26 protein-coding genes are annotated in these 25,865 nt (G+C 71.6%); 14 read left to right on the forward strand and 12 right to left on the reverse strand.

All coding sequences use genetic code 11. The features are described 5' to 3' along the window. The 4 genes from AB0C01_RS22310 to AB0C01_RS22325 form a co-directional block, all read right to left on the reverse strand. A complete protein-coding gene (locus AB0C01_RS22310; RefSeq protein ID WP_357572001.1) occupies nt 1–1,215 on the reverse strand; it encodes an acetyl-CoA C-acetyltransferase in 1,215 nt (404 codons plus the stop codon). Further along, nucleotides 1,205–2,365, reverse strand: coding sequence for an acyl-CoA dehydrogenase family protein (locus AB0C01_RS22315; RefSeq protein WP_357240707.1), 1,161 nt, complete (start codon nt 2,363–2,365; stop codon nt 1,205–1,207). Before AB0C01_RS22315 ends, AB0C01_RS22310 begins: the two co-directional genes overlap by 11 nt. Nucleotides 2,366–2,507: 142 nt before the next feature. Continuing rightward, entirely contained in the window at nt 2,508–3,524 is a 1,017-nt protein-coding gene (locus tag AB0C01_RS22320) for a peptidoglycan recognition family protein (RefSeq protein ID WP_357572002.1), read from the reverse strand. Between the two features lie 316 nt (nt 3,525–3,840). Continuing rightward, nucleotides 3,841–4,056, reverse strand: a complete 216-nt coding sequence (locus tag AB0C01_RS22325) for a helix-turn-helix domain-containing protein (RefSeq protein WP_112621205.1) — start codon at nt 4,054–4,056, stop codon at nt 3,841–3,843. Nucleotides 4,057–4,199: 143 nt separating this feature from the next. Here AB0C01_RS22325 and AB0C01_RS22330 point away from each other — a divergent pair, with 143 nt between their 5' ends. Together AB0C01_RS22330 and AB0C01_RS22335 are read left to right on the forward strand one after the other, a co-directional pair. After that, on the forward strand, nt 4,200–4,457 hold the full coding sequence (locus AB0C01_RS22330; RefSeq protein ID WP_357240714.1) for a hypothetical protein: 258 nt from the start codon (nt 4,200–4,202) through the stop codon (nt 4,455–4,457). A 51-nt stretch (nt 4,458–4,508) separates the two neighbouring features. Continuing rightward, nucleotides 4,509–5,153: a TetR/AcrR family transcriptional regulator gene (locus AB0C01_RS22335; protein ID WP_357572003.1), complete on the forward strand. Its 645-nt coding sequence runs from the start codon at nt 4,509–4,511 to the stop codon at nt 5,151–5,153. A gap of 63 nt (nt 5,154–5,216) precedes the next feature. Here AB0C01_RS22335 and AB0C01_RS22340 read toward each other — a convergent pair whose 3' ends face one another. Beyond that, complete coding sequence (locus tag AB0C01_RS22340) at nt 5,217–5,606, reverse strand: hypothetical protein (protein ID WP_357572004.1); 390 nt, start codon at nt 5,604–5,606, stop codon at nt 5,217–5,219. 78 nt (nt 5,607–5,684) lie between these two features. Between AB0C01_RS22340 and AB0C01_RS22345 the strand changes: the two genes are divergently transcribed. From AB0C01_RS22345 to AB0C01_RS22355, 3 genes are all read left to right on the forward strand, one after another. Then, nucleotides 5,685–6,203: a MarR family transcriptional regulator gene (locus AB0C01_RS22345; protein ID WP_357572005.1), complete on the forward strand. Its 519-nt coding sequence runs from the start codon at nt 5,685–5,687 to the stop codon at nt 6,201–6,203. Between the two features lie 61 nt (nt 6,204–6,264). Then, nucleotides 6,265–7,113 (forward strand): MBL fold metallo-hydrolase, encoded by an 849-nt coding sequence (locus AB0C01_RS22350; RefSeq protein WP_357240726.1) that lies wholly within the window; start codon nt 6,265–6,267, stop codon nt 7,111–7,113. Between the two features lie 7 nt (nt 7,114–7,120). Further along, the gene (locus tag AB0C01_RS22355) at nt 7,121–7,756 is read left to right on the forward strand and encodes a CGNR zinc finger domain-containing protein (protein WP_357572006.1); all 636 of its coding nucleotides are present in this window, start codon (nt 7,121–7,123) and stop codon (nt 7,754–7,756) included. Between the two features lie 46 nt (nt 7,757–7,802). Here AB0C01_RS22355 and AB0C01_RS22360 read toward each other — a convergent pair whose 3' ends face one another. After that, nucleotides 7,803–8,699, reverse strand: a complete 897-nt coding sequence (locus AB0C01_RS22360; protein WP_357572007.1) for a zf-HC2 domain-containing protein — start codon at nt 8,697–8,699, stop codon at nt 7,803–7,805. Nucleotides 8,700–8,771: 72 nt separating this feature from the next. Here AB0C01_RS22360 and AB0C01_RS22365 point away from each other — a divergent pair, with 72 nt between their 5' ends. From AB0C01_RS22365 to AB0C01_RS22400, 8 genes are all read left to right on the forward strand, one after another. Next, nucleotides 8,772–9,812 (forward strand): SAM-dependent methyltransferase, encoded by a 1,041-nt coding sequence (locus AB0C01_RS22365; protein ID WP_357572008.1) that lies wholly within the window; start codon nt 8,772–8,774, stop codon nt 9,810–9,812. Nucleotides 9,813–10,190: 378 nt separating this feature from the next. Beyond that, complete coding sequence (kdpF, locus tag AB0C01_RS22370) at nt 10,191–10,280, forward strand: K(+)-transporting ATPase subunit F (RefSeq protein ID WP_357572009.1); 90 nt, start codon at nt 10,191–10,193, stop codon at nt 10,278–10,280. Further along, complete coding sequence (gene kdpA, locus AB0C01_RS22375; RefSeq protein ID WP_357240738.1) at nt 10,280–11,935, forward strand: potassium-transporting ATPase subunit KdpA; 1,656 nt, start codon at nt 10,280–10,282, stop codon at nt 11,933–11,935. The genes kdpF and kdpA overlap by 1 nt, the downstream gene beginning before the upstream one ends. Nucleotides 11,936–11,955: 20 nt before the next feature. Then, nucleotides 11,956–14,151, forward strand: coding sequence for a potassium-transporting ATPase subunit KdpB (gene kdpB / locus AB0C01_RS22380; protein WP_357240741.1), 2,196 nt, complete (start codon nt 11,956–11,958; stop codon nt 14,149–14,151). Beyond that, nucleotides 14,151–15,035, forward strand: a complete 885-nt coding sequence (locus tag AB0C01_RS22385) for a potassium-transporting ATPase subunit C (RefSeq protein ID WP_357572010.1) — start codon at nt 14,151–14,153, stop codon at nt 15,033–15,035. The genes kdpB and AB0C01_RS22385 overlap by 1 nt, the downstream gene beginning before the upstream one ends. Before the next feature lie 73 nt (nt 15,036–15,108). After that, nucleotides 15,109–17,661 carry a DUF4118 domain-containing protein gene (locus AB0C01_RS22390; protein ID WP_357572011.1) on the forward strand — a complete coding sequence of 851 codons (2,553 nt, stop codon included), beginning with the start codon at nt 15,109–15,111 and terminating at the stop codon, nt 17,659–17,661. Then, nucleotides 17,658–18,338: a response regulator gene (locus AB0C01_RS22395; protein ID WP_357572012.1), complete on the forward strand. Its 681-nt coding sequence runs from the start codon at nt 17,658–17,660 to the stop codon at nt 18,336–18,338. The genes AB0C01_RS22390 and AB0C01_RS22395 overlap by 4 nt, the downstream gene beginning before the upstream one ends. A 103-nt stretch (nt 18,339–18,441) precedes the next feature. Further along, nucleotides 18,442–20,451 (forward strand): FAD-dependent oxidoreductase, encoded by a 2,010-nt coding sequence (locus AB0C01_RS22400; protein ID WP_357572013.1) that lies wholly within the window; start codon nt 18,442–18,444, stop codon nt 20,449–20,451. Here the strand turns inward: AB0C01_RS22400 and AB0C01_RS22405 are convergent. The 4 genes from AB0C01_RS22405 to AB0C01_RS22420 all read right to left on the reverse strand — a co-directional run bounded on the left by AB0C01_RS22405 (nt 20,352) and on the right by AB0C01_RS22420 (nt 22,837). Then, entirely contained in the window at nt 20,352–20,807 is a 456-nt protein-coding gene (locus tag AB0C01_RS22405) for an SAV_915 family protein (protein ID WP_357572014.1), read from the reverse strand. The genes AB0C01_RS22400 and AB0C01_RS22405 overlap by 100 nt on opposite strands. Before the next feature lie 54 nt (nt 20,808–20,861). Then, the gene (locus tag AB0C01_RS22410) at nt 20,862–21,365 is read right to left on the reverse strand and encodes a universal stress protein (RefSeq protein ID WP_357572015.1); all 504 of its coding nucleotides are present in this window, start codon (nt 21,363–21,365) and stop codon (nt 20,862–20,864) included. Continuing rightward, entirely contained in the window at nt 21,362–21,769 is a 408-nt protein-coding gene (locus AB0C01_RS22415; protein ID WP_357572016.1) for a hypothetical protein, read from the reverse strand. The genes AB0C01_RS22410 and AB0C01_RS22415 overlap by 4 nt, the downstream gene beginning before the upstream one ends. 105 nt (nt 21,770–21,874) lie before the next feature. Continuing rightward, on the reverse strand, nt 21,875–22,837 hold the full coding sequence (locus AB0C01_RS22420) for an SDR family oxidoreductase (RefSeq protein WP_357572017.1): 963 nt from the start codon (nt 22,835–22,837) through the stop codon (nt 21,875–21,877). Nucleotides 22,838–22,981: 144 nt separating this feature from the next. On the opposite strand from AB0C01_RS22420, the gene AB0C01_RS22425 reads away from it, so the two are divergent. Continuing rightward, entirely contained in the window at nt 22,982–23,737 is a 756-nt protein-coding gene (locus AB0C01_RS22425; protein WP_357572018.1) for a dienelactone hydrolase family protein, read from the forward strand. Nucleotides 23,738–23,757: 20 nt separating this feature from the next. On the opposite strand, the gene AB0C01_RS22430 is transcribed toward AB0C01_RS22425, so the two are convergent. Together AB0C01_RS22430 and AB0C01_RS22435 are read right to left on the reverse strand one after the other, a co-directional pair. Then, nucleotides 23,758–24,861: an L-dopachrome tautomerase-related protein gene (locus AB0C01_RS22430; protein ID WP_357572019.1), complete on the reverse strand. Its 1,104-nt coding sequence runs from the start codon at nt 24,859–24,861 to the stop codon at nt 23,758–23,760. A 95-nt stretch (nt 24,862–24,956) separates the two neighbouring features. Further along, nucleotides 24,957–25,838: an SMP-30/gluconolactonase/LRE family protein gene (locus AB0C01_RS22435; protein WP_357572020.1), complete on the reverse strand. Its 882-nt coding sequence runs from the start codon at nt 25,836–25,838 to the stop codon at nt 24,957–24,959. Between the last annotated feature and the right edge of the window lie 27 nt (nt 25,839–25,865).

A 25,865-nucleotide genomic window follows, 5' to 3' on the forward strand; every position in this document is an offset into this window, starting at 1 on the left:
TCAGCAGCGCTCGAGAACGGTGGCGACGCCCATGCCGCCGCCGATGCAGAGGGTCACGAGGGCACGGCGTAGGTCGCGGCGCTCCAACTCGTCCAACGCCGTGCCGAGCAACATGGCTCCGGTGGCGCCCAGCGGGTGCCCGAGCGCGATCGCGCCGCCGTTGACGTTCACCCGGTCGGGGTCGAGGCCCAGGTCGCGGACGTACTTGAGCACCACGGCCGCGAACGCCTCGTTGATCTCGAACAGGTCGATGTCGTCGACTGTCAGCCCGGCGACGGCGAGCGCCTTGTGGGTGGCCGGGATCGGGCCGGTGAGCATCAGCGTCGGGTCGGCGCCGGTGACCGCCGCGCCGGCGATCCTCGCGCGCGGGGTGAGGCCGAGGTCCTGCCCGACCTGCTCCGAGCCGATCAGCACCAGCGCGGCGCCGTCCACGATGCCGGACGAGTTGCCGGCGTGGTGGACGTGCTCGATGGCCTCCAGCCAGTGGAACTTCTGCAACGCGACCGCGTCGAAACCGGCCGCCTCGCCGATCGTGGCGAACGACGGGGTGAGCCGGGCCAGCGCCTCCCGGGTGGTCTCCGGGCGGGGATGCTCGTCGACGGTGAGGATGTCCAACCCGTTGCCGTCGCGGACCGGCACCACCGAGCGGGCGAAGTGCCCGCCGGCCCACGCCTTGGCGGCCCGCTCCTGCGACCGCAGCGCGTAGCCGTCCACGTCGTCGCGGGTGAACCCCTCCAGGGTGGCGATCAGGTCGGCGCTGACGCCCTGCGGCACGAACGACGTGGCGAGCGCGGTCTGCGGGTCGGTGGCCCAGGCCGCGCCGTCGGAGCCCATCGGCACCCGGGACATCGACTCCACCCCGCCGGCGAGCAGCAGGTGCTCCCAGCCGGAGCGGATCCGCGCGGCGGCGGAGTTGACCGCCTCCAGCCCGGAGGCGCAGAACCGGTTGAGCTGCACCCCGCCCACCACGTCGGGCAACCCGGCCAGCAACGCGGCGGCCCGCGCCAGATCGCCGCCCTGCTCCCCGACCGGGGTGACGATGCCGAGCAGCAGGTCCTCCAGCCGACCGACGTCCAGGCCGGGGTTGCGCTCGCGCAACGCGTCGATCAGGCCGACGACCAGCGAGATCGGCTTGACGCCGTGCAGCGCGCCGGTGTCCCGGCCGCGTCCGCGCGGGGTGCGGACCGCGTCATAGACGTACGCCTCAGAGGGCACGGGCGATCAGCTCCTTCATGATCTCGTTGGTGCCGCCGTAGATCTTCTGGACGCGGGCGTCGGCGTACATCCGGGCGATCGGGTACTCCGTCGTGTAGCCGTAGCCGCCGAAGATCTGGAGACAGCGGTCGATGACCTCGCACTGCCCGTCGGTGAGCCAGGACTTCGCCATCGCCGCGGTCGCCACGTCCAGGTCGCCGCGCGCGTGCCGGACGATGCAGTCGTCCAGGAAGACCCGGCTGACCCGGGTACGCGTGGCGCACTCGGCGAGCACCATCCGGGTGTTCTGGTGGCCCATCAGTGGCTTGCCGAAGGCGGTGCGCTGCTTGGCGTACGCGACGGTCAGCTCGACCGCCCGTTCCATGGCCGCGACCGCGCCGACGCCGATGACCAGCCGTTCCTGGGGGAGCTGCTGCATGAGCTGGACGAAGCCCAGCCCCTCGGCGTCGCCGAGCAGGTTGGCCGCCGGCACCCGGAACCCGTCGAAGAACAGCTCGGCGGTGTCGTTGGCGTGCAGCCCGATCTTGGACAGCAGTCGGCCCCGACGGAAGCCCTCCGGATCGCCGCCCACCTCGCACACCAGCAGCGAGACTCCGGCCGCCCGCTGCTCGGGATCGGTCTTCACGGCCACGATGACCAGGTCGGCCAGGCCGCCGTTGGTGATGAACGTCTTCGCGCCGGTGATCAGGTAGTCGTCTCCGTCGCGGACCGCCCGGGTGCGCATCGCCTGGAGATCGGAACCGCCGTCCGGCTCGGTCATCGCGATCGCGCCGACCAGCTCACCGCTGCACAGGCCGGGCAGCCACCGCCGCTTCTGTTCCTCGCTGCCGTACGCGACCAGGTAGCCGGTGACGATGCCACTGTGGACGGCCAACCCGAGGCTGCTCTCCCCGGTGTACGCCTGCTCGTGCAGCAGCACGGCCTCGTGGGTGAACCCGCCGCCCCCGCCGCCGTACTCCTCCGGGACGGACAGGCCCAACAGCCCCAGCTCGCCGGCGCGGCGGTAGTGCTCGCGGTCCGGGTGGCCCTGTGCCAGCAGGCGGTCGGTGTGCGGCAGCACCTCCTTGGTGAAGAAGGCGCGGGCCAGGTCGGCGAGGTCGTCGTGCTCCGGTTCGCGCCAGGGCGAGGGGGGACCGTCGGGCGTCGGCATGTGCACCACCCTCGCGCGCTGTTGGCAGCATGTCAATAAGTCGCGATCAGCGGCCCCGGAGGCGCCGCGGGCATGATGCGACGCCGCCCCCCACCAGCGCGGCGGGCGCGCTGACTGGAGGGCGGCGGGACAGGGCTGCGAACTAGCGCCTCGGCGGCCGCGGCGGCGGAGTCGGGCGCATGCCGGCCAGCGTGGCCACGTCCTGGCGTAGCTGGCCGAGGTACGGGTGGAAGTAGTCGCCGGGGCACTCGGTCGCACCGGCCCCGATGCTCGCCCAGTCCCGGTGGCCCGAGATGACTGCCACGTTGCCACCCACCCCGCTCACCGGATTGACGTATCCGGTCCGGCCGGTGGGGTTGAGTCGACTCGTGAGGCTGAGACCCGCCAGGACGAGAGCCAGCGACCGTTGTGCGGCGGGGCTGGGCAGGCGGGACGTGTACCGGCCCAGCAGGCAGACGCCGATGTTTCCCGCGTTGTAGCCGCTCACGTGCGCCGCGTTGACCATGAGCGGCCGACCGTCGCTGCCGAAACCCGGGCCGTAGACCGGCTGCGGCCCCGGGTCGGAATAGCGACCCTCGTAGACCCGCCCGGCCTCGTCGATCAACAGGTGGTAGCCGATGTCGCCGAACTCCTGCAGTACGCACTGGTCGTAGTAGATGGCGCGTACCGTGGCCGCCGGATCGGGGTCCTCGTTGTGCTGGTACACCCCACTGTGGTGGACCGTCAGCGTCTGCACCGGGAAGAACTCGGTCGGCCACAGCTGGCTGCCGTTCGGGGCGAGCCGGAGCGACTCGTCAGCTCCCCAACCGGACCGGGGCAGGTACGTCGGCTTCCGCCTGGTGCCGGGCGGCAGCGGAAGGTTGTTCGTCTCCGCGCTCGTGACCGTCCGCCGTGCCCCGTCGACCATGTTCAGCTCGACGACGGTGGCCGCCGAGCCATCGGCGACCTGGACCTCGTACCCGGTGGCGCCGTCGACGACCACGATGTCGGACTGGGCCGACACCGCCCGACCGTCGCGACCGCTCGGGCACGCGCTGATCTCCAGCCAGTCGCTCCACCCCTTGCCGGTGCGAAGGCGCACCGCCGCCGCCGGACCGCTGTGCGCCACGGACAGGTGGGTCAACGGGATGGCCGGGGACGTCACCACCGTTCGGCTCATCAGTCGACCACGGCGGGCCGCGAGCGGCGACGTCACGGTGGAGGTGGACGGTGCCGCCGTCGCGGACCCGGCGAACGTGCCGGCGGCCGAGAGGCCGACAGCCGCACCGGCCGCGCCAGACAACAATCGACGTCGAGAAACCAAGGCTTCGCTCCCTTACCCAGTTGATCCGGTCCGATGGCATGGACGTTTCGGCCGCACTGGTCGGACTGTCACTGATGCGTGGCAAGGGTAGAGCAGAAGGTGGATCACCGCAGGCCGCTCGAACGGCGTACCCCGTCCCGGGACTGTCCTGATCCGACCCGTGCCGGGCGCGTTACTCGGCCTCGTCGCCGTCCGTGGGGCGCGGCGGGCGATGCTCGGCGATCCACGCCTCCACGTCCGCGCGCAGCCACACCGTGGTGCCGTGCAGGCGCTGGAACGGTGCGGGGAAGGTTGGGTAGCGAATGAGCTGACGCATTCGGGTCCGGCTCACGCCGAGCAGATCCTGCAGCTCGTGCGGACCGACCAGCGGACCCGGGACCTCACCCATGACCTGACGGTAGGGCGATCAGGCATGGCTAATTGCGTCTACCTACTTGCGCAGTCCTTTCGAATGGGTGAGGGTGAAGGTGACGGTCCCGGCCAATGGGGTCCGGGCTGCCTGGCAGCGATCGCGAGTGATGGGAGAGCCCGATGGATCAGGCGACGGAGTTGGCGTGGCTGCGGGAGCGGGTCGGGGGACTGGAGACGGCGTTGCGCTGCGCACGGAGGGAGTTGTTCGATCTCCGTTGTCGCCTGACGTTGATCGGCCGGGTGGTTCAGGACGTGGACCGGGTGCAACGAGCGCCCGGGGTTGCCCTCGGCGCGATCAACGCGGCGCTCTACTCCGAGACGTCAAACCTGGGGCAGGTCGCCCGGCATCTGGTTCGGCGTCGACGACCGATCCGTTGATCAAGGTGAGGGCGGGTGGCCGAAGGCGGAGCGGTCGATAGGGTCGGGCAGATGAGTGTCGAGACGGCTCCGCGCCGCCGCCGTCTGGAGCCGGACGCCCGGCGCGGGCAGATCCTGGCCTGTGCGGTCCGGCTGTTCGGCGACCGCCCGTACGCGGACGTGTCGACCACCGACGTCGCCCGCGAGGCTGGTGTCGCGCGTGGTCTGGTCAACCACTACTTCGGTGCGAAGAAGGACCTCTACCTGGAGGTCGTCCGGGTCATGGTGACCATTCCGGAGGTGGCCCTCGAACGGTTGCCCAAGGGTGACCTGCGGACCCGGGTCGACGCCAGCGTCTCCTGGTTTCTCGACGTGGTGTCCCGGCACAGCACCTCCTGGCTGGCCGCGGTCACCGCCCGGGGGATGGGCGGCGACGCGGACGTGGAACAGGTGCTCGCCGAAGCCGAGGAGGTCGCCGCGGACCGCATGCTCGTCGCCGTCGGCCTGGCCGGCGAGGCCGAGCACCGGGAGGAGTTGCGTGCCATGGTTCGCGCGTACGGCGGGCTGGCCACGTCGACCGCCCGGGAGTGGCTCCAGCGCGGGGCGTTGACCCGCGCCCAGGTGCACCTGCTGCTCACCACCACACTGCTGACCATCGTCGAGCAGGTCATCCCGCAGGCCATCGCCGGCCCGACCCGGCCAGCGCCGCCGGCCTGAGCTGGCCGACCCCGCTCTGGTCGGGTTGGTCGGGCCACCCGCCGACGCAGCCGGTGCCGGGCTTCAGACTTGCGCGGCGGCGGGGGTCGACTCGCGGAGCTGGAGCACGATGACGACGGCCAGGATGACGATGGCGATCGGGTCGAACACCAGCGAGATGAGGTTCATGTCGGCTCGCATGCCGCCGTCGACGACGGTCAGGGCGAGAAACGCCGACTTGGTGACGATGGCGGTCGCCGCCGCCGGCACTCTGGCCGGCAGGTGGAAGGCTCCCCAGATGATGGCCGCGCCGAGAGCCGCCTGCAGGAGACCCCGGTGCTGGAGCAGCGCGGTGGTCATGGGGTCGGGGTGAGTCAGTCCGTAGCTGCTGGTCAGCAGTTGCGGCCACAGCAGGGCGAGTGCGGGCGTCGCCGTGATCACGCCGACGACGCAGAGGATGACGCGCATCTTCATGGGGCTCTCCAAGTACGACCGGATCGCTGATCGTCAGCGTAGCTGATAATCAGCGATCCGGAAGACTAGGCTGCGGTGATGCGCTCATCCGAAACCATCGCCTCCGCCACCGGGTACCTGTTGTTGAAGTTGGCCGGCCTCGCCGGCGCCCGGATGGAAGAGGCGCTGTTGCCCTTCCACCTGCGCGGTCGGGATCTGCGGGTGCTGGCCTTCGTCGCGGACGGGGAGTCGTCCCAGCGCGACCTGGGTCAGCGGACCGGACTCGACCGCACCACGATGGTCGCGGTCATCGACGAACTTGAGCGCAACGGATACGTCCGCCGCGAACGCAGCCCCAACGACCGCCGCAAGCAGCTCATCAGCGTCACCGCCGACGGCCGGGCCACCTTGTCGGAAGCCCTCACGGTGCTGCGCCGGACCGAGGACGATTTTCTTGCTCCCCTCGCCGAGGACGAACGGCGCCAGCTTCACCGGCAGTTGACCCTGCTCTACGCCGCCCACGACCCCGAATGTCAGCCCGACGAGGCGGGGGAGCCCGGGACCGGGATCTCGCTGGGGGGTGACGCGGAGCACCGAAGAATAGACCCGCTGAAATAGGCGTACGCGCTATGGTTATTTCAGTGGTCGCAAGGTGCGGCGACCCAGCTGAGGAGGAGACATGAGCACATCTGCCCTGTCCTACGACGTTCTCGTCTCGGAAGGCCCGGTTCGGGCGGGGGACCAGCGCATGCCGGACGGGTCGCGGATCCACTGGAACCCGATCTCGTCGACCTTGATCTACGGAGCCGAGGAGGCGCTCCTGGTGGACCCGCCGTTCACCCATGAGCAGATCGCGAAGGTGGGTGACTGGATCGCACGGTCGGGCCGGCGGCTGACCTACATCTACGCCACCCACGGCCACGGCGACCACTGGTTCGGCACCGGGGAGCTGCTCAAGCGCTTCCCCGACGCCGTCAGCTACGCGACGCCCGGCACCATCGAGGTCATGCACCAGCAGGCCACCGTCGGGCGGAGCGAGTTGTTCGACCGGGTCTTCCCCGGCCTGATCCCGGAAACGCCTGTCGTCGCCGTGCCCGTGCCGGCCGAGGGCTTCCTGCTGGAGGGCAATCTCGTCCAGCCGGTCGAGACCGGGCACACCGACACCGACCGGACCACCGTCCTGCACGTGCCGTCGATCGGCCTGGTGGTGGCCGGTGACGTCGTCTACAACGGCGTCCACCAGTACCTCCTGGAGACCGTCGACGGCGGCCTGCGGGAGTGGCTGAAGGCTCTCGATCGCGTGGAGGCGCTCGCACCTCGCGCGGTCGTCGCCGGCCACAAGAACCGGGACTTGCCCGACGATCCGGCAAGCATCGACCAGACCCGGCAGTACCTGCTCAACGTGGAGCGGCTGTTGGCCGAGAAGTCGACAGCCCGCGAGTTCTTCGACGAGCTGACGAGCCTCTATCCGGACTGGGTGAACCCGGGGCCCGCGTGGTACGGGGCGCTCGGCCTGATCGGCAAGTGATCCGATCATGTCCTCGGCACCGCACCCCGCGCTGTGGCCCGCCACCGCGAGATACGACCTGGACCAGGCCCCGGGTGGCCTCGGTCTGGTCCAGGATCTACTCAACACGATCTCGGCCGGTGCGCCGAGGCAGCCGGACCTTCTCGACGAGCTGACCAGCGCCACGGCGTGGGCACGCGACGCCGCCGATCGATGGTCGACGACCACCGGGCGTTCGGCGCCCGCAGTCGCCCTCGACGCGGCGGGACTCCGGGCGCTACGGACCTTTCGCGACGACCTACGGGACGAGATCCACTCCCGGGTCCACACCACGGCTGAAGCGGGGCTCCCCCCGGCCGAGGAGCCGGCCCCGACCGGGCTGCGTTCCGCCGGTGCCACACTGCGACTCGACCGGAACGGGTCCGTCCAGCTCGACCCCGCCGGGGTCGGGGCGGAACTGCTGATCTCGCTCGTGCTCGCGACGCTGTTCGAGGCGCAACTCGCCGACACCGGGCGTCGGATCAAGACCTGCCGCAATCCACGCTGCCAGGTGGCGTTCTACGACCGGTCCCGGAACAACAGCGGCGTCTGGCACTCCGTCCGCGTCTGCGGGTACCCGAGCAACCTGCGCGCCCACCGCGCGCGCCTACGGCAGGCGGACTGACCTGCCCGCGCCGGGCTGGCGACGCGCCGGTCGACGCCGCCGGCGATCAGGCGGCGCGGCGTCCGCCGGCCCGCCCACCGCGCTCGGCACGCGCCGCCGCAGCGGCATGATCAGCACGCGCCGCCGGGGCCGCGTACCGGTCGGCGGCCTGCGCCGGGTACGACCCGGGGCGGACCACCCGCAGCGGCCGGTCCACCTCGTCGGTGCCGAACCGCCAACGTGACGGTGCTGGCTGCCGCTGCGGCGAAGGTCCACCGGGGCGCAGGCCGGGCCGGGACAGCAACACGGTGATCAGGTAGCCGACCACCAGGAACCCGTGACTGACCAGCCGCTCCCCGCCCACCGATCCGGTGGCCAGGTCATTGACCGAGAGCAGCAGCAACGTGCCGACGAACGCGCTGAGCATCGGCAGCAGCCCGGCCGGCGGGCTGCGGCGGACCGCCACGAAGAGGAACCCGGCACCCACCGCCACGTTCCACGCGGCCGACTCGTGCCACAGGTGCTGGCCGGCCGGGTGCAGGTGATCGGCGGTCGCGCCCCGGCCCACCTGGGCCAGCCCGAGCACCAACTGCACCGCGCCGAGCAGCCCGAGCGCCGCGCGCAGCCCGGCGACCAACCCGGCGCGCCCGGAGGCCGCGCGTAGCCCGGCGACCAACCCGGCGCGCCCGAACGCCGCGCGTAGCCCGGCGACCCAGCCAGCGCGTCGCCACCACGACCGGCGGACCGGCTCAGCCGCGACGGCGGCCAGGATCGCCGCCGTCCGGTCGGGCACATCGGCCACCAATCGGGTACGAACCCGACGCGTCACCGCGGCCGCCGCCGTGAACCAGGCCCGACAATCGGCACACCCGTCCAGGTGTCCCTGCACCGCCGTCAGTTCGGCGGCGGTCTCCTCTCCGTCCAACTGCGCGGACAGGACCTCCCGCCACTGCTCACACCCCATGTACCGGTAGTCGCTCCGGCAGGCGCTCCGGTTCCCGGCGACCGGAGGCTGTTGTGGAATACTCGCCCGATCATGACGCGTTACGGCCTGCTGATCCTGCCCGCAACCAACCGGGTGTACGCCCGCTCCGCCATCGACCTCACCCGGGCCGAGCTGGAGATCTTCGGCCGTTCGGCCCTCGACGGCCAGATCGGCGAGCTGGACACCGAGGTGGTCGGTGGGGCGTCCTACGTCACCTTCACCGGTGACGGGTTGACCGAGCGGGACCTGGCCGCCCTGGGCAACCTCTCCGCCGGGTACGCGCTCTTCGAGATCGTCGGTGAGCTGCTGCGGCCGATCGAGTGGAGTCGACTGGACCGCTACGACGACGACCTGCTCACCATCCAGAAGTACCCGGGCAAGACCAACGAGCAGTTCACCAAACTGCTGCTCAACGTCACCCTGCTCGCCTCGGACTGGGCCGCCGAGCTGACCACCCGTCGGTTCCGGGTACTCGACCCGCTCTGCGGCCGGGGCACCACCCTCAACCAGGCCCTGATGTACGGGTTCGACGCCGCCGGCATCGAGCGCGACCAGAAGGACGTCGAGGCGTACCGGGCGTTCATCACCACCTGGCTGAAGCAGAAGCGGGTCAAGCACCGGGTGCTGGAGTCGGGACCGGTACGGCGGGAGCGCAAGGTGGTCGGCCGGCGGGTGCGGATCGAGTTGGCTCCGACCCGCGAGGAGCACAAGGCCGGCCAGACCCAACTGCTGGACGTGGTCAACGCCGACACCGCCCGCTCGGCGGAGTTCTTCCGCCCGGAGACCGTGGACCTGGTCGTCGCCGACGCGCCGTACGGCGTGCAGCACGGCAGCCGTACCGCCGACAAGGGCCTGACCCGCGATCCGCTGGCGTTGCTCGCGGACGCCGCGCCGGTCTGGGCGCGGCTGCTGCGTCCCGGCGGGGCGCTCGGGATCTCCTGGAACACCCACGTCGCCAGCCGCGAGGACGCGGCGGCGGCGTTGGCCGACGCCGGCCTGACCGTGGTCGACACCGAGCCCTACCGCGCGCTGCGGCACCGGGTCGACCAGTCGATCATGCGCGACGTGCTGGTGGCCCGCCGCCCGGCCTGACCCGGCCCCGCACCTCCGCCCGCCCGGGACCCCGCCCCGCGCCTCCGCCCGCGCTGCATCGCGCCGCCGCCCGCTCCGGGCCGCGGACGGTCCCGCAATGGCCTCCACCCCCGGACAAGCGCGGGGTCTGTGCCGCATTTCACCTGTTCAGTGGGCGGGTGTGAAAACCACGTCAAGAAAAGGTTCGGCTCCGTCATGGTCGCGTTATGACCCCTGCCGTCCGGCGGGTCTGGGGCTTTGATTGCCCGGCGCGACCGGAAGGCGGTCGCGACGAACCTTTCCGGTAAGAGGAGTCAGCGTGTCTGACGTGGTGTTCGTGGTCCTGACGGTGGTGCTGTTCGCAGTGCTCGCCCTGGTGGTCCGGGCGGTGGAGAAGCTGTGAACGCGGTAAACACCGTCGGTCTGGTGCTCGCGATCGTCCTGGGCGCGTTCCTGGTGTTCGCCCTGCTGTTTCCGGAGCGCTTCTGATGACCATGACAACAGCGGGCGTCATCTTCATCGTGACGCTGGTGGCGGCTCTCGTCGCCGTCTACAAGCCGTTCGGTGACTACATGTTCCGGGCGGTCGCCGGCACAAAGCAGTCCCGGGTCGAGCGGGGGATCTTCCGACTGGTCGGGGTCAACCCGGCCGCCGAGCAGACCTGGGGCGTGTACGCCCGCAGTGTGCTGGCGTTCTCCGCGGTCTCGATCCTGTTCCTGTACGTGTTCCAGCGGGTGCAGAACCACCTGTGGCTGTCCCTGGGCTTCGACCCGGTGGTGCCGCACGGCGCGTGGAACACGGCCGTGTCGTTCGTGACGAACACCAACTGGCAGTCGTACTCGGGTGAGTCGACGATGGGCCACCTGGTGCAGATGGCCGGTCTGGCCGTGCAGAACTTCGTGTCGGCGGCGGTCGGCATCGCGGTGGCGGTGGCGCTGGTCCGCGGCTTCGCCCGCAGTCGCACCGGGCAGCTCGGCAACTTCTGGGTCGACCTGACCCGGATCGTGCTGCGGATCCTGCTGCCGATCGCCGTGCTCGGCGCGATCGCGCTGATGATCGGCGGCGTGGTGCAGAACCTCTCCGGCGGCACCGACGTGAGCACGCTGACCGGCGGATCCCAGACCATCACCGGTGGTCCGGTCGCCAGCCAGGAAGTGATCAAGGAGTTGGGCACCAACGGTGGCGGCTTCTACAACGTCAACAGCGCGCACCCGTTCGAGAACCCGACCACCTGGACGAACTGGCTGGAGATCTTCCTGATCTTCCTGATCCCGTTCAGTCTGCCCCGGGTCTTCGGCCGGATGGTCGGGCAGAACCGGCAGGGCTACGCCATCGCCGCGGTGATGGGCATCCTCGCGTTCCTCAGCGTCGCCATCACCAACATCTTCGAGCTGGCCGGCCACGGCACGGTGCCGCAGGCGGTCGGCGCGGCGATGGAGGGCAAGGAGGTGCGGTTCGACGTGTCGAACTCGGCCACCTTCGCCGCCGCCACCACGCTCACCTCGACCGGCGCGGTGAACTCGTTCCACGACTCGTTCACCTCGCTCGGCGGCATGATGACGATGGTCAACATGATGCTCGGCGAGGTCGCGCCGGGGGGCACCGGTTCGGGTCTCTACGGCCTGCTCATCCTCGCGGTGATCACGGTCTTCGTGGCCGGCCTGATGGTGGGTCGCACCCCCGAGTACCTGGGCAAGAAGATCGGGTCGCGCGAGATCAAGTTCGCCTCGCTCTACTTCCTGATCACGCCGATCCTGGTGCTCGTCGGTACGGCGGCCGCGTTCGCCACCGGCAACAACTCCACGGCGCTCAACGTCGGCCCGCACGGCCTCTCCGAGGTGCTGTACGCGTTCACCTCGGCCAGCAACAACAACGGCTCCGCCTTCGGCGGCATCACCGTCAACACGACCTGGTGGGACACCGCGCTGGGGTTGTGCATGCTGCTGGGCCGCTTCCTGCCGCTCATCTTCGTGCTCGCGTTGGCCGGCTCGCTGGCCCGCCAGGCACCCACCCCCGCGTCCGAGGGCACCCTGCCGACCCACCGACCGCTGTTCATCGGCATGGTCGTCGGCGTCACGGTGGTCCTCGTCGCGCTGACCTTCCTGCCCGCGCTCGCGCTCGGTCCGCTGGCAGAGGGGCTCTGACCATCATGAGGAACGAGGACATGTCCGTCACGTCCGCCCCAACAGAGCAACTCCCCGGCACGCCCGCCACCCAGGGCAACCGGATCGGCGGGGGCCTGCTCGACCCCCAGCAGCTCGTCCGGTCCCTGCCGGACGCGGTACGCAAGCTCGACCCCCGCACGCTGTGGCGCAACCCGGTGATGCTGATCGTCGAGGTCGGCGCGGCCTTCACCACCGTCCTGGCGGTGCTCGACCCGTCGGTGTTCGCCTGGGCGATCACCGTCTGGCTCTGGCTGACGGTGGTCTTCGCCAACCTGGCCGAGGCGGTCGCCGAGGGTCGGGGCAAGGCCCAGGCCGCCACGCTGCGGCAGGCCAAGAAGGACACCATCGCCACCCGGCTGATCGACTGGAAGCCGGGCGCGCGGGCCAACACCTACCGCGACGAGGCGGTGCCCGCGCCGGAGCTGCGCCAGGGCGACGTGGTGCTCGTCGAGGCCGGCGGCATCATCCCCGGCGACGGCGACATCGTCGAGGGCATCGCCAGCGTTGACGAGTCGGCCATCACCGGCGAGTCGGCTCCGGTGATCCGGGAGTCCGGCGGTGACCGCAGCGCGGTCACCGGCGGCACCAAGGTGCTCTCCGACCAGATCATCGTCAAGATCACCCAGAAGCCGGGCGAGAGCTTCATCGACCGGATGATCGCCCTGGTCGAGGGCGCCAACCGGCAGAAGACACCGAACGAGATCGCGCTGAACATCCTGCTCGCCGCGCTCACGGTCATCTTCCTGCTGGCCGTGGTCACCCTCCAGCCGCTGGCGATCTTCAGCAAGGCGTACCAGGCGGCCGCACCGGACAGCGGTGCGATCACCGGCTCCGGCGTCACCGGGGTGGTGCTGATCTCGCTGCTGGTCTGCCTGATCCCCACCACCATCGGCGCGCTGCTCTCCGCCATCGGCATCGCCGGTATGGACCGGCTGGTGCAGCGCAACGTCCTGGCCATGAGCGGCCGGGCCGTCGAGGCCGCCGGTGACGTCAACACCCTGCTGCTGGACAAGACCGGCACCATCACGCTCGGCAACCGGCAGGCCGCCGAGTTCGTACCTGTCGAGGGGGTCGACCCCGCGGCGCTCGCCGACGCCGCGCAACTGTCCAGCCTGGCCGACGAGACCCCGGAGGGGCGCTCGGTGGTGGTGCTGGCGAAGAACGAGTTCGGGATGCGCGAGCGTGAGCCCGGTGTGATGCCGCACGCCACGTTCGTACCGTTCACCGCGCAGACCCGGATGAGCGGCGTCGACCTGACGCCGGACGGCAGCGTGGACGGCGGCGCGGTGGGCACGGCCCGCCGGGTCCGCAAGGGCGCCGCCGCAGCGGTGATGAAGTGGGTACGGGAGAACGGCGGCCACCCGACCGAGCAGGTCGGCGAGATCGTGGACGCGATCAGCGGCACCGGTGGCACTCCGCTCGTGGTCGCCGAGCACGTCGACGGTGCGCCCGCCCGCGCGCTGGGCGTCATCCACCTCAAGGACGTCGTCAAGTCCGGCATGCGGGAGCGGTTCGACGAGATGCGCCGGATGGGCATCCGGACCGTGATGATCACCGGCGACAACCCGCGCACCGCGAAGGCCATCGCCGACGAGGCCGGGGTGGACGACTTCCTGGCCGAGGCCACGCCGGAGGACAAGCTCGCGCTGATCAAGCGGGAGCAGGAGGGTGGTCGGCTGGTCGCGATGACAGGTGACGGCACCAACGACGCGCCGGCGCTCGCCCAGGCCGACGTCGGGGTGGCCATGAACACCGGTACGTCGGCCGCCAAGGAGGCCGGCAACATGGTCGACCTCGACTCCGACCCGACCAAGCTGATCGAGATCGTGGAGATCGGCAAGCAGTTGCTGATCACCCGGGGCGCGCTGACCACGTTCAGCATCGCCAACGACATCGCGAAGTACTTCGCGATCATCCCGGCCATGTTCGCCGGCCTCTACCCGAGCCTGGACGCGCTGAACATCATGCGGCTGTCCAGCCCGGAGTCGGCGATCCTGTCCGCGGTCATCTTCAACGCCCTGGTGATCATCGCGCTGATCCCGCTCGCCCTGCGGGGCGTGCGGTACCGGCCGGCCGCCGCGTCGAAGCTGCTCGGCCGCAACCTGCTGGTCTACGGCCTGGGCGGCATCATCGTGCCGTTCATCGGGATCAAACTCATCGACCTGCTCATCCAGTTCATCCCGGGGATTTCGTGATGCGTCTACCCACCTGGATCGCCCAACACCTCGCCGCGCTGCGCGCCGTACTCGTCTTCACCGTGCTGCTCGGCCTCGTCTACCCACTGGCCCTGGTAGCGGTCGGCAAGCTGCCCGGCCTCGACCACAAGGCCGACGGCTCGCTGATCACCACGGGCGGGAACACCGTCGGCAGCGCGTTGATCGGCCAGAACTTCACCGACGCGGACGGCAACCCCGTCGCCCGCTACTTCCAGTCCCGCCCCTCCGCGGCCGGTGCCGACGGCTACGACCCGACCTCCACCTCGGCCAGCAACCTGGGCCCGGAGAGCGTCGTCGACACCATCGCCACCGACCCGGAGGAGTCGAGCGAGAGCCTGCTCACCCAGGTGTGCGGGCGCAGCAAGGCCATCGGCGAGCTCGACGGTGTCGACGGTCGGCGCCCCTACTGCACCGACGACGGGGTGGGCGCGGTGCTCGCGGTCTTCCGCGCCGACGGTCTGACCGGCCGGGTCACCCGGGTGGTAAGCGTCAACCAGGCCGCCCCGGCCACCCCGTTCGTGACCGAGTACCAGGGGGTGACGGTGGAGCCGGCCCAGCCCGGTGAGGACTACGTGGCCGCCGGCGGGGTGGTCACCCCGATCCGCGGCGACGCGCCCGCCGACCCGGCCGTGCCTGCCGACGCGGTCACCGCCAGCGCCAGCGGCCTCGACCCGCAGATCAGCCCGGCGTACGCCGAATTGCAGGTGAACCGGGTCGCACGCGAGCGCGGCACGGACCCGGCGGCGGTCCGCAAGCTGGTCAAGGAGCACACCGGCGGGCGTGGGCTGGGCTTCATGGGTGAGCCCGGGGTCAACGTGTTGGAACTCAACATCGCCCTCGACAAGCAGTTCGCCGCGCGCTGAGCGCACTCGCGGGCGGGGCCGTGCCGACCGGGCGCGGCCCCGCCCGTCGATCTGACCAGGGAGGATGGTCCCCGTGCCACGCGGAGAACTGCGCATCTATCTCGGGGCCGCTCCCGGCGTCGGCAAGACGTACGCCATGTTGGAGGAGGCCCAGCGGCGGGCCGCGCGCGGCACCGACGTGGTGATCGGCTTCGTGGAGACCCACGGCCGCCAGCAGACCGCCGGGATGCTCGGCGACCTGGAACAGGTGCCCCGCCGCACCATGGACTACCGGGGCGCCGAGTTCACCGAGATGGACCTGGACGCGGTGCTGGCCCGCCGGCCCGAGATCGCGATCGTCGACGAGCTGGCGCACACGAACGTGCCCGGCTCCCGGCACGACAAGCGCTGGCAGGACGTCCAGGAGCTGCTGGACGCGGGCATCGACGTGCTGTCCACGGTCAACGTGCAGCACCTGGAGTCGGTGAACGACGTCGTCGCGCAGATCACCGGCACCACCCAGCGGGAGACCGTGCCGGACGAGATCGTCCGAGCCGCCGGGCAGGTCGAGCTCGTCGACATGACCCCGGAGGCGCTGCGCCGACGGATGGCGCACGGCAACATCTACCGACCCGACAAGATCGACGCCGCGTTGGGCAACTACTTCCGGGTCGGCAACCTCACCGCACTGCGCGAGCTGGCGCTGCTCTGGCTGGCCGACAAGGTCGACGAGCAGCTCGACCGCTACCGCAGCCAGCAGGGCATCGCCGCCACCTGGGAGGCCCGGGAACGCGTCGTGGTGGCGCTGACCGGTGGCCCGGAGGGCGAGACGCTGATCCGCCGGGCCGCCCGGGTCGCGGCCCGCAGCAAGGGCGCCGACCTGCTCGCCGTGCACGTGGCCCGCAGCGACGGCCTGGCCGGTGCCGACCCGGCCCAACTGGCCCGCCAGCGAGTGCTGGTGGAGAGCCTCGGTGGCACCTACCACCAGGTGCTCGGCACCGACGTGCCGGCCGCGCTGCTGGACTTCGCCCAGGGCGTGAACGCCACCCAACTGGTGCTCGGCGCCAGCCGACGGGGTCGCTTCGCACAGTTCTTCGCCCGGGGTGTCGGGGTGACCACCACCGCGCTGTCCGGCTCGATCGACGTGCACCTGGTCACCCACAAGCAGGCCGGCAAGGGCCGCCGGGCAATGGCCGTGCCGGCGGCGCTGTCCCGGCGTCGCCGGCTGCTCGGCTTCGGTCTGGCGGCGCTGGGTATGCCGCTGCTCACCCTGCTGCTGAAGACGCTGCCCGACCTGACGCTCACCAACGACATCCTGCTGTTCCTCGCCGGGGTGGTCGGGGTCGCGCTGGTCGGCGGCGTATGGCCGGCCCTGGTCGCCGCGCTCGGCGGCTCGCTTCTGCTCAACTGGTTCTTCACCCCGCCCTACCGCACGCTGACCATCGCCGAGGCCGACAACCTGCTCGCCCTGGCCGTCTTCGTCGGGGTGGCGTTGGCGGTGAGCTGGATCGTCGACAAGGCCGCCCGGCGGACGAGGGAGGCCGCCCGCGCCGCCGCCGACGCGCAGACCCTCGCCGCCCTCGCCGGTGGCGTGCTGCGCGGCGAACGCCCACTGCCCGCCCTGCTGGAACAGCTGCGGGAAACCTTCGGGCTGCGCGCGGTCAGCGTGCTGGAGCTGGCCGAGGACGCCAGCGGGCGCCCGGAGCGGGCCCGTGAGGAGCACGCCTGGTCTGTCGTGGCCAGCGTAGGTGATCAGCCGCCCTGCACGCCCGAGAGCGGTGAGACCGCGGTGCCGGTCGACGACCGGATCACAGTCGTGCTCTGCGGTCGACGTCTGGAGGCCGCCGACCGGCGGATCGTGGAGGCGTTCGCCGCCCAGGCCGCCGTCGCGCTGCGCCAGGAGCGGCTCGCCGAGGAGGCCGCCACCGCCCGGCCCCTCGCCGCCGCCGACCGGATGCGCACCGCGCTGCTCGCCGCGGTCAGCCACGACCTGCGTACGCCCCTCGCCTCGGCGAAGGCGGCGGTGACCAGCCTGCGCAGCCACGACATCGAGTTCGACGAGTCCGACCGCGAGGAGTTGCTGGAGACCGCCGAGGAGTCGCTGGACCGGCTCGCCCGGCTGGTCGGCAACCTGCTGGACATGAGCCGGCTCCAGGCCGGTGTCCTCGGCATCACGTCCACGGCGATCGGCCTGGAGGACGCCGTACCCCTGGCGTTGGACGAACTTGGCCCGGCGGCCGCGACGGTCGGCACGGACATCCCGGCCGACCTGCCCGCCGCCACCGCCGACCCGGGCCTGCTGGAACGGGTGCTGGTCAACATCGTGGCCAACGCCCTGCGCTACAGCCCGCCGGACCAGCCGCCGAGCATCACCGCCAGCGCGCACGCCGGCCAGGTGGAACTGCGGGTGATCGACCGGGGGCCGGGCATCCCGGAGGACCAGTGGGAGCACGTCTTCCTGCCGTTCCAACGCCTCGGTGACCGGGACAACCAGACCGGCGTCGGTCTCGGGCTTGCCCTGTCCCGGGGTTTGGCCGAGGCGATGGGTGGCAGCATCACCCCGGAGACCACCCCCGGCGGTGGGCTCACCATGGTGTTGCGGCTGCCGGCCGCCGCGCAGACCAGCTCGGAGGGGTCGCAGGAATGACGCGCATCCTGGTCGTCGACGACGAACCGCAGATCCTGCGCGCCCTGCGCATCAACCTGCGCGCCCGCCGGTACGACGTGGACGTCGCCGACACCGGGGCCGCCGCGTTGAAGGCCGCCGCCAGCCACCCGCCCGACCTGGTGGTGCTGGACCTCGGGCTGCCCGACATCGACGGGGTGGAGGTGATCCGCGGCCTGCGTGGGTGGACCACCGTGCCGATCATCGTGCTCTCCGGGCGGGCCGGCAGTGAGGACAAGGTCGCCGCCCTCGACGCCGGCGCCGACGACTACGTGACGAAGCCGTTCGGGGTGGAGGAGCTGCTGGCCCGCATCCGCGCCGTCACCCGCCGTCTCGGCGGCCCCAGTGAGGCGGTGCCGGCGCTGCGGATCGGCCAACACACCGTCGACCTGGCCGACCACCGCGTGCGGCGCGACGACGGCACCGAGATCAAGCTGACCCCCATCCAGTGGAGCGTGCTGGAGAAGCTGCTGCGCCACCCCGGCAAGCTGGTCAGCCAACGTCAGCTCCTCCAGGACGTGTGGGGGCCGGAATACCAGAACGAGACCAACTACCTGCGGCAGTACCTGGCCCAGTTGCGGCGCAAGCTGGAGGACGACCCGGCCCGCCCCCGCCACCTCATCACCGAGCCGGGAATGGGCTACCGCTACCGTCCCTGACCCGTTGACACCCGCCGGCAGACATTGAAGAATCTCGTTCGCAGCGGCAGCGGCGTGCTTCTGTAACCGTCCCCTCCACCGGTTACCCCTCGGGAGCCCCGCCGTGTCTGAGCCCCTGTCCCGTCGTCGGCTGCTGACCGCCGGCGGCGCCGGCCTCGTCCTGGCCGGTCTCACCGACCCGTTCCGCGCCGGCCCCGCCCGAGCCGCCGTCACCACCGCCGACCTGGTCGTCTACGGCGCCACCTCCGGCGGGCTGGCCGCCGCGATCACCATGCGCCGACTCGGTCGCACCGCCGTGGTGGTGGAACCCACCAGCCACGTCGGCGGGCTGAGCACCGCCGGGCTCGGTGCCACCGACACCGGCGTCCAGGCGTCCATCGGCGGCCTCGCCGCCGAGTTCTACCGCCGGGTGTACGTGAAGTACCACGGCGGGACCCTCTCACCGACGTCGCCGCTGCGGATGACCTTCGAACCGCGCGTCGCCGCCGCCGTCTTCGCCGAGATGCTGGCCGAGGCGGGCGTGCCGGTGATCGTCGACGCCCGGCTCAGCAGCCTCGGCCGCAGCGGTGACCGGATCACCGAGTTGCGCACCGAGGACGGCTCGATCTACCGGGGCGGGGTGTTCGTCGACGCCACCTACGAGGGCGATCTGCTGGCCCTGGCCGGGGTGGGGTTCACCGTCGGGCGGGAGTCCAACGACACCTACGGCGAGACGATCAACGGAGTGCAGTCGCGCAACACCCACCAGTTCGTCTACCCCGTCGACCCGTACGTGACGGCCGGCTCGCCCGCCAGCGGTCTGCTGCCGGGCATCTCCGCCACACCGCTCGCCCCGCAGGGCAGCGCCGACGACCGGATCCAGGCGTACTGCTTCCGGATGTGCCTGACCCAGGCGGCCAACCGGATCCCGTTCGGCAAACCGTCCGGCTACGACCCGATCCGCTACGAGCTGCTGCTGCGGCACATCCAGGCCGGTTACGCCGGGCCGTACTTCACCACGCACTCGGTCGGCGGCGGCAAGACCGACTCCAACAACAACGGCGCCGTGTCGACCGACCACATCGGCTTCAACCACGCGTACCCCACGGCGAGCTGGGCCGTACGGGAGAGCATCATCGCCGAGCACCGCACCTACCAGCAGGGGCTGATGTGGTTCCTGGCCAACGACCCCCGGCTGCCGGCGTCGGTCCGGGACTCGACGGCCCGCTGGGGGCTGCCGGTGGACGAGTTCACCAGCACCGGGGGCTGGCCGCCGCTGCTCTACATCCGCGAGGCCCGCCGGATGCTCGCCGCGTACGTGATGACCGAGGCCGACTGCCGGGGCCGGGTACGCGCCACCGATTCGGTGGGCCTGGCCAGCTACACGATGGACTCGCACAACTGTCAACGGGTGGTGGTCGACGGCAAGGTGCGCAACGAGGGGGACGTGCAGATCGGGGTGCCGGCGCCGTACCCGGTGAGCTACCGGGCGATCGTGCCGCACCGGGCGCAGTGCGCCAACCTGCTGGTGCCGGTCTGCCTCTCGGCGAGCCACATCGCGTACGGCTCGATCCGGATGGAACCCGTGTTCATGATCCTCGGGCAGGCGGCGGCCACCGCCGCGTCGCTGGCCCTCGCCGGGAACCTCGCCGTGCAGGAGGTGCCCGTGCCCACCCTCCAGTCTCTACTACGGCAGGACGGCGCGGTGTTGGAGTGGGGCTCGACGAGCGAGGTGATCCTGGACAACGCCGCGAGCAGCGGGATCACCCGGGCCGGCACGTGGCTGCGCAGCACGAGCGTCGGCGGCTTCTACGGCCCGGACTACGAGCACGACGGCAACACCGCCAAGGGCGTCAACCGGCTGCGGTTCCGCCCCACGCTGCCCGCCGCCGGGTCGTGGACGGTGCAGTTGCGCTGGACCGCCAACGCGAACCGGGCGACGAACGTGCCTGTCGACATCGAATACTCCGGCGGGCTGGTCACCCGCACGGTGGACCAGCGGCAGGCCGGCGGCCAGTGGGTGCCGCTGGGCACCTACCCGTTCACGGCGGGCACCGACGGGAGCGTACTGATCCGCACCGAGGACACCGACGGCCACGTGGTCGCGGACGCGGTGCGCTTCGTCCGCGCCTGAGCGGTGGCGGGTTCGGGGGCGGCCGGGACCGGAACGGCCTCGGACCATGGGCCGGCGGGTGCGACCGGTGCGCGGGCCGGCACGCTCGACGCGGCCCGGTCTCCGCTGTTCGGGTCGAGCGGCGGCGCCACCAGCAGGGGGTCGACCTGGATCACGTCGATGCCGAGCGGGCGCAGCATGTCGCGTAGCGCGGACTCGCACAGCTCCTCCCACTGCTGGTCAGCGCCCATCGCGGCACCCAAGAGATCCGGCCGGGTGAAGGCGATGCCCAGCCGCTGGCCCTGCGGCGAACGGCCGGTCCGCACCGTCCGCACCAGCCGTCCCGGCAGGTCGCGCACCGGAACGGCGTAAATCATCGGGGCCTCGTCCATGGTGGGGCTGGTCCTTTCGAAAGCGGTGGGGAGAAGAGGTCATCGGCTGAAACGTTCGAGGTCGTGCGCGAAGCGGCGGATCGTCGAGGCCCGCGCCCAGGACGGCGCGGGCACCGCGACGACCGGCACGGCCGCCCTCGTCACGCAGTACCGGGTGACGTGGCCACGAGACCGGCCGAACCGTCCGCGTTCCGGGCTGCCGACGACCAGCAGGTCGCTTTCCCGGTGCGCGTGGTCGACGAGCACCTGCCCGGCGTACCCCTGGGTCGCCACCAATCGGACGGTCACGTCCCGGGGCATGCCGCCGAGCGCCGCGTCGAAGACGCCACGCAGGTAGACCACCGCGGCCCGGTCGCACTCGTCCTGCCAACGCCACGTCAGGGTGCCGGGCCGCCACGTCGGCGCGAAGACCCAGGCGCGTACGGCGTCCAGGTGCGCGCCGTCGCGGCGGGCGAGCTGCATCGCGCGGCGCAGGGCCTGCATTCCGGCGAACGACCGGTCGACGCCCACCACGATCCGGCGGCCAACGGCGGGGCGGTTCACGCGGCGGACACCGCCCACGCCGGGGCGTCCTTCCCGGTACGCGGCTCCGCCTGCGTGCTCAGGTCGAGCGCGCGGAGGATGTAGTTGGCCGCGGCCACCTCCACCCCGGCCCGGCGGCGCAGGTCGGCCACGGCTCGGTGCAGAACGGTCCTGCTGTCGGCGGAGAGTCGCACCACGGCGTCGATGTCGGCGGCGATCCACCACGCGTCGACGGCGCAGGGCTCGTGCCGCAGGTACTCCACCAGGTGACTGCCGGGCGCGGACGGTCCCAGCCGAACGCTCACCAGCGCCTCGTGCCGGCGTGCCGGCTCGCTCGGACTGCCAGGCGCGTCCGGGCCGCTGTCGGTGTCGCTGCCGGGTGGGAGGTCCCCGCGTTCCCAGCGTGTCATCCGCCAAGGACTCATGGGTCCATCGTCACCGCCGAGAGGTGGCGGTGCGCCCGCCGATACGCCGTTTCGACGGGTCACCGCCAATTCTTGACGCCGCGTTCACGCCGACGCGTACGCCGGTCAGTCGCCGACGAACTCGACACCCACCAGCCGTTCCGAGACGGTCCACAGCCGTGCGGCGTCACTCGTGTCGTGCGCGGAGCGGTAGACGGCCAGCTCGGTCGGTCTGCCGGTGAACTGCCCCAGCCCGTCCGGGCCGTAGAACCGGCCGCCCCGCGCCTCTGGGCTGGTGGCGGCGTAGAGGGCGGGGAGCAGCCCGGCATCCACCGAGTGCACCAGGATGCCCCAGCGGGCCAGCCGGCTCATGATCGAGTGGTGCAGCGACGGCCGGCTGCGTCCCAGGTTGGGACCGGACGCGTACAGGTTGGTCATCGTGGTGCCCGGATGGGCGACGTTGCTGACGATGCCCCAGCCGCCGGTCCGACTCCGTCGGTCCAGCTCCAAGCCGAAGTGCAGGGTGGCCAGCTTGGACGCGTTGTACGCGCGGATCGCCGCGTACCGCTGGGTGCTCTGCAGGTCGTCCCAGTCGAGCCGGCCGGAGCGGGCGGCGCTGCTCGACATGGTGGTGACCCGGGCGTGGCCGGCCCGCAGCAGCGGCAGCAGCCGCCCGGTCAGCGCGAAGTGCCCGAGGTGGTTGGTGCCGAATTGCAGCTCGAAGCCCTCGGCGGTGGCGTGCCGGGTCGGCGGCGTCATCACGCCGGCATTGTTGATCATGATCTGGATCGGTCGACCCTCGCGGAGCAGCGTGTCGGCCAGCGCGGCCACCGAGTCCAGCGAGGCGAGGTCCAGCTTCCGGGTCGAGACGACCGCACCCGGCGCGGCGGCCCGAATGACGTCCAGCGCGGCGGCGCCCTTGGCCGGGTTGCGGACCGGCAGCACCACCTCGGCCCCGGCGCGCGCCAGCCGCGTGGCCAGGCCGAGGCCCAGGCCGTCGCTGCCGCCGGTCACGACGGCGAGTTTTCCAGTCAGGTCCGGAACGGTCAGGTCGAGCACAACAACTCCCAGGTCGGCGGTGTCCCTCATCGGTCGTGGACAAGCCTGGATCGGTCGCCGACCGCCACCCAGGGTCGTCCTATCCAGGGATCGACGGTCCCCGGCTGTCGCACGGGCCGGCTGTCCGGCGAGTAACGTCCTTGACGATCAAGGACTTTCGGACGAGGAGGCGCGGTGCAGACGACGACGGTGGACATCCCGACCAGCGACGGAGTGGCGGACGCGTCCCTGACCCGGCCGGACGGCAACGGCCCCTTCCCGGCGGTGCTGCTCTTCATGGACGCCTTCGGGCCGCGCCCGCGACTGGTCGAGATGGCGGAACGGATCGCCGCACGCGGTTACCTGGTGGTGACGCCCCACCTGTTCTACCGGGCCGGCCGGGCACCCCTGTTCGACCTGTCCCGACTCGGTGAGCCGGATCAGCGCGGCGCGCTCTTCGAGCAGATCATGCCGCTGGTCGGCGCGTTGACCCCGGAGGTGTTCGACCGGGACACCACCGCGTACCTCGACTTCCTGGCCGCCCGCGACGACGTCCGGCCGGGTCCGGTCGCCATCACCGGCTACTGCCTGGGCGGCACGAACGCGCTGCGGGCCATCGAGGCGCACCCGGACCGCATCGCCGCGATCGCCAGCTTCCACGGCGGGTACCTCGTCACCGACGCGCCGGACAGCCCCCACCTGGCCGTCGGCGCGATCACCGGCGAGGTGTACTTCGGGCACGCCGACGCGGACCGGTCGATGACGCCCGACCAGATCGCCGCGCTGGAGAAGGCACTCGACGCGGCCGGCGTGCGCTACCGCTCCGAGGTCTACGAGGGCGCGCACCACGGCTTCACCATGGCCGACACCCCGATGTACGACGAGCAGGCCACCGAGCGCCACTGGGCCGCCCTCTTCGACCTGCTGGACCGCGCCCTGCCGACGAGCTGACGGGAGACGTCCCCATCCGGTCAGCGGCGCAGCAGTACCGGGCCGGCGTCGATGCGGGTGCGGAACAGCGCGTACGGCTTGCGCCGCAGGTCCTTGCCCCGCTGGTACTGCGCCTGCCGGTGCAACTGGTTGGCCGTGACGTAGAGGTACCCGTCGGTGGCCACCGACATGGTGTCCGGCCAGAGCAGCCGCGGGTCGTGGACCAGTGTCTCGTACTCGCCGTCCGGCAGCCGGCGCAGCACCGCGTTGTGCTCGTACGCCGTGAGGTAGAGCCGCCCCGCGTCGTCGCTCTCCAACCCGTCCGAGGCGGTGCCCCGGTCCCCCTCGTCGACGACTGTCGCGGCGACCGCCTCCTGGGTGACGCCCGGGTCGGCCAGCGCCTCGGTGGAGACGCTGTGCAGTCGGCGCGATGCCAGCGGACAGTAGTAGAGCCGGCTGCCGTCGGCCGAGATGGCGATCCCGTCGGAGCCCATGCTCACCGGCTTCGGCGGGCCGTCCGCCGGCCGTTCGAGGAACGGCCGGCCCTCGACCACCGGCCGGAACGTCGCCAGCGGCTCCGCCTTCGTGGACGGGTGGTCGTGCAGCCGCCGCCAGGAAGCGCCACTGGCCAGGTCGACGACGATGATCCCGTTCGGCCCGGAGTCCGCCGAGTCGGTGATGTACGCGACCCCCGCCTCACCGCGCCGCAGGTCGAACCGGACGTCGTTGAGGTACGTCGTCGGCAGCGCCACGTCCGCCGGAAAGGTGATCACCTGGGCGACCGTGTCGGTGTCCAGGTCGACCCGGACCAACTTCGGGCCGCCCGGCTTCGTGGGCTGGAACATCGGGCTGCCGGTGTCCAGCACCCAGAGCCGGTCGGCCGGGTCCACCACGATGCTCTGCACCGATACGAACGCGCCCGCGTCGTCGTCGCCCGACGGGTCGTTCCACGCCTGGTCGGGGTAGGGCACCTCCCGGCCGTCACGCAGCTCCACGACGGTGGCCGGCACCTCGTCGCCCCACTTCGGGAAGTTGACGAAGATCCGGCCCCGGTGCGAGACGCTCACCCCGGTCGGCATCGGGCCCGTGAAGGTGTGCACCAACTCCAGCTCGCCCATCGGTTCGTCGCCCACCGGCCCGTTCATGACGCCCACCTCACGATGCCCATCGTCCCGCCTCCTGCCGGTCGGTAGCGCGCTCCGGTGCGGTTGTTCCCGCCCTGGCGTCCGATATTCCTCCGTCAGCTCACCGGCGCGGCGGCGTACGCGGCGGGCAGGCCGGGGACCTCGACGTCCACCGCGAGCAGCGCGCCGTCCTGCGGACCCGCGGGGCTCAGCCCGACCCGGGCGGTGCCGATGAAGAGTCTGCGCAGGTGGGGGCCGCCCAGACAGATGCCGGCGGGCTGCTTCGCCGGCAGCCGGATCTCCCGGTCCAGGGAGCCGTCGGGCCGGTAGCGGCGGACCGCCGAGCCACCCCAGAACGCGACCCAGAGGTGGCCCGCCGCGTCGACGGTCATGCCGTCCGGGCCGCCGTCGTCGGGGGAGAGCCGCAGGAACGGCTCCCGCCCGTGCAGGTCACCGGTGCCCGGGTCGACAGTGAACCTGTCGATCTCGCCGCGCGGTGTGTCGGCCAGGTACATGGTGGTGCCGGTGGCGTCGAACGCCGGCCCGTTCGGAATGGTCAGCCCGGTCACGGCGGGCACCGGTGCCGCGCCGGGGGCCAGCCGGTACAGCGTGCCCCCGCCGGGGACCGCGGCGTACGTCATGCTGCCGGCCCAGAATCGGCCGCGCGGGTCGGCGACCGCGTCGTTCATCCGGGTCGGCTCGGGCGCGTCGCCGACCAGGTCGGCGACCGGTCGGGGGTCGCTGCCGGCGGGCAGCACGGTGATGCCGGTCCCGGCGGCGGCGAGCCAGTCGCCGGGTCGGTCGGCCACCGGGGCGACCGCGCCGAGCGGAACGTCGAGGTGGCGTACCTCCCGCAGCGGGGTCGGTGCGTCGCCGTCGGTCTCCAACAGCCGCCCGACCAGCAGGTCGACGAGGACCAGCCGGTCGTCGACCCAGCGCAGCCCCTCGCCCAGCTCCAGCCGGTCGGTGCTCCAGACGGTCGGCTCGGTCAGCTCCATGGTGCTCCTCCAAGGGATCTCTGGTCG

The sequence above is a fragment of the Micromonospora sp. NPDC048905 genome (assembly GCF_040649655.1).
Taxonomy (GTDB): domain Bacteria; phylum Actinomycetota; class Actinomycetes; order Mycobacteriales; family Micromonosporaceae; genus Micromonospora.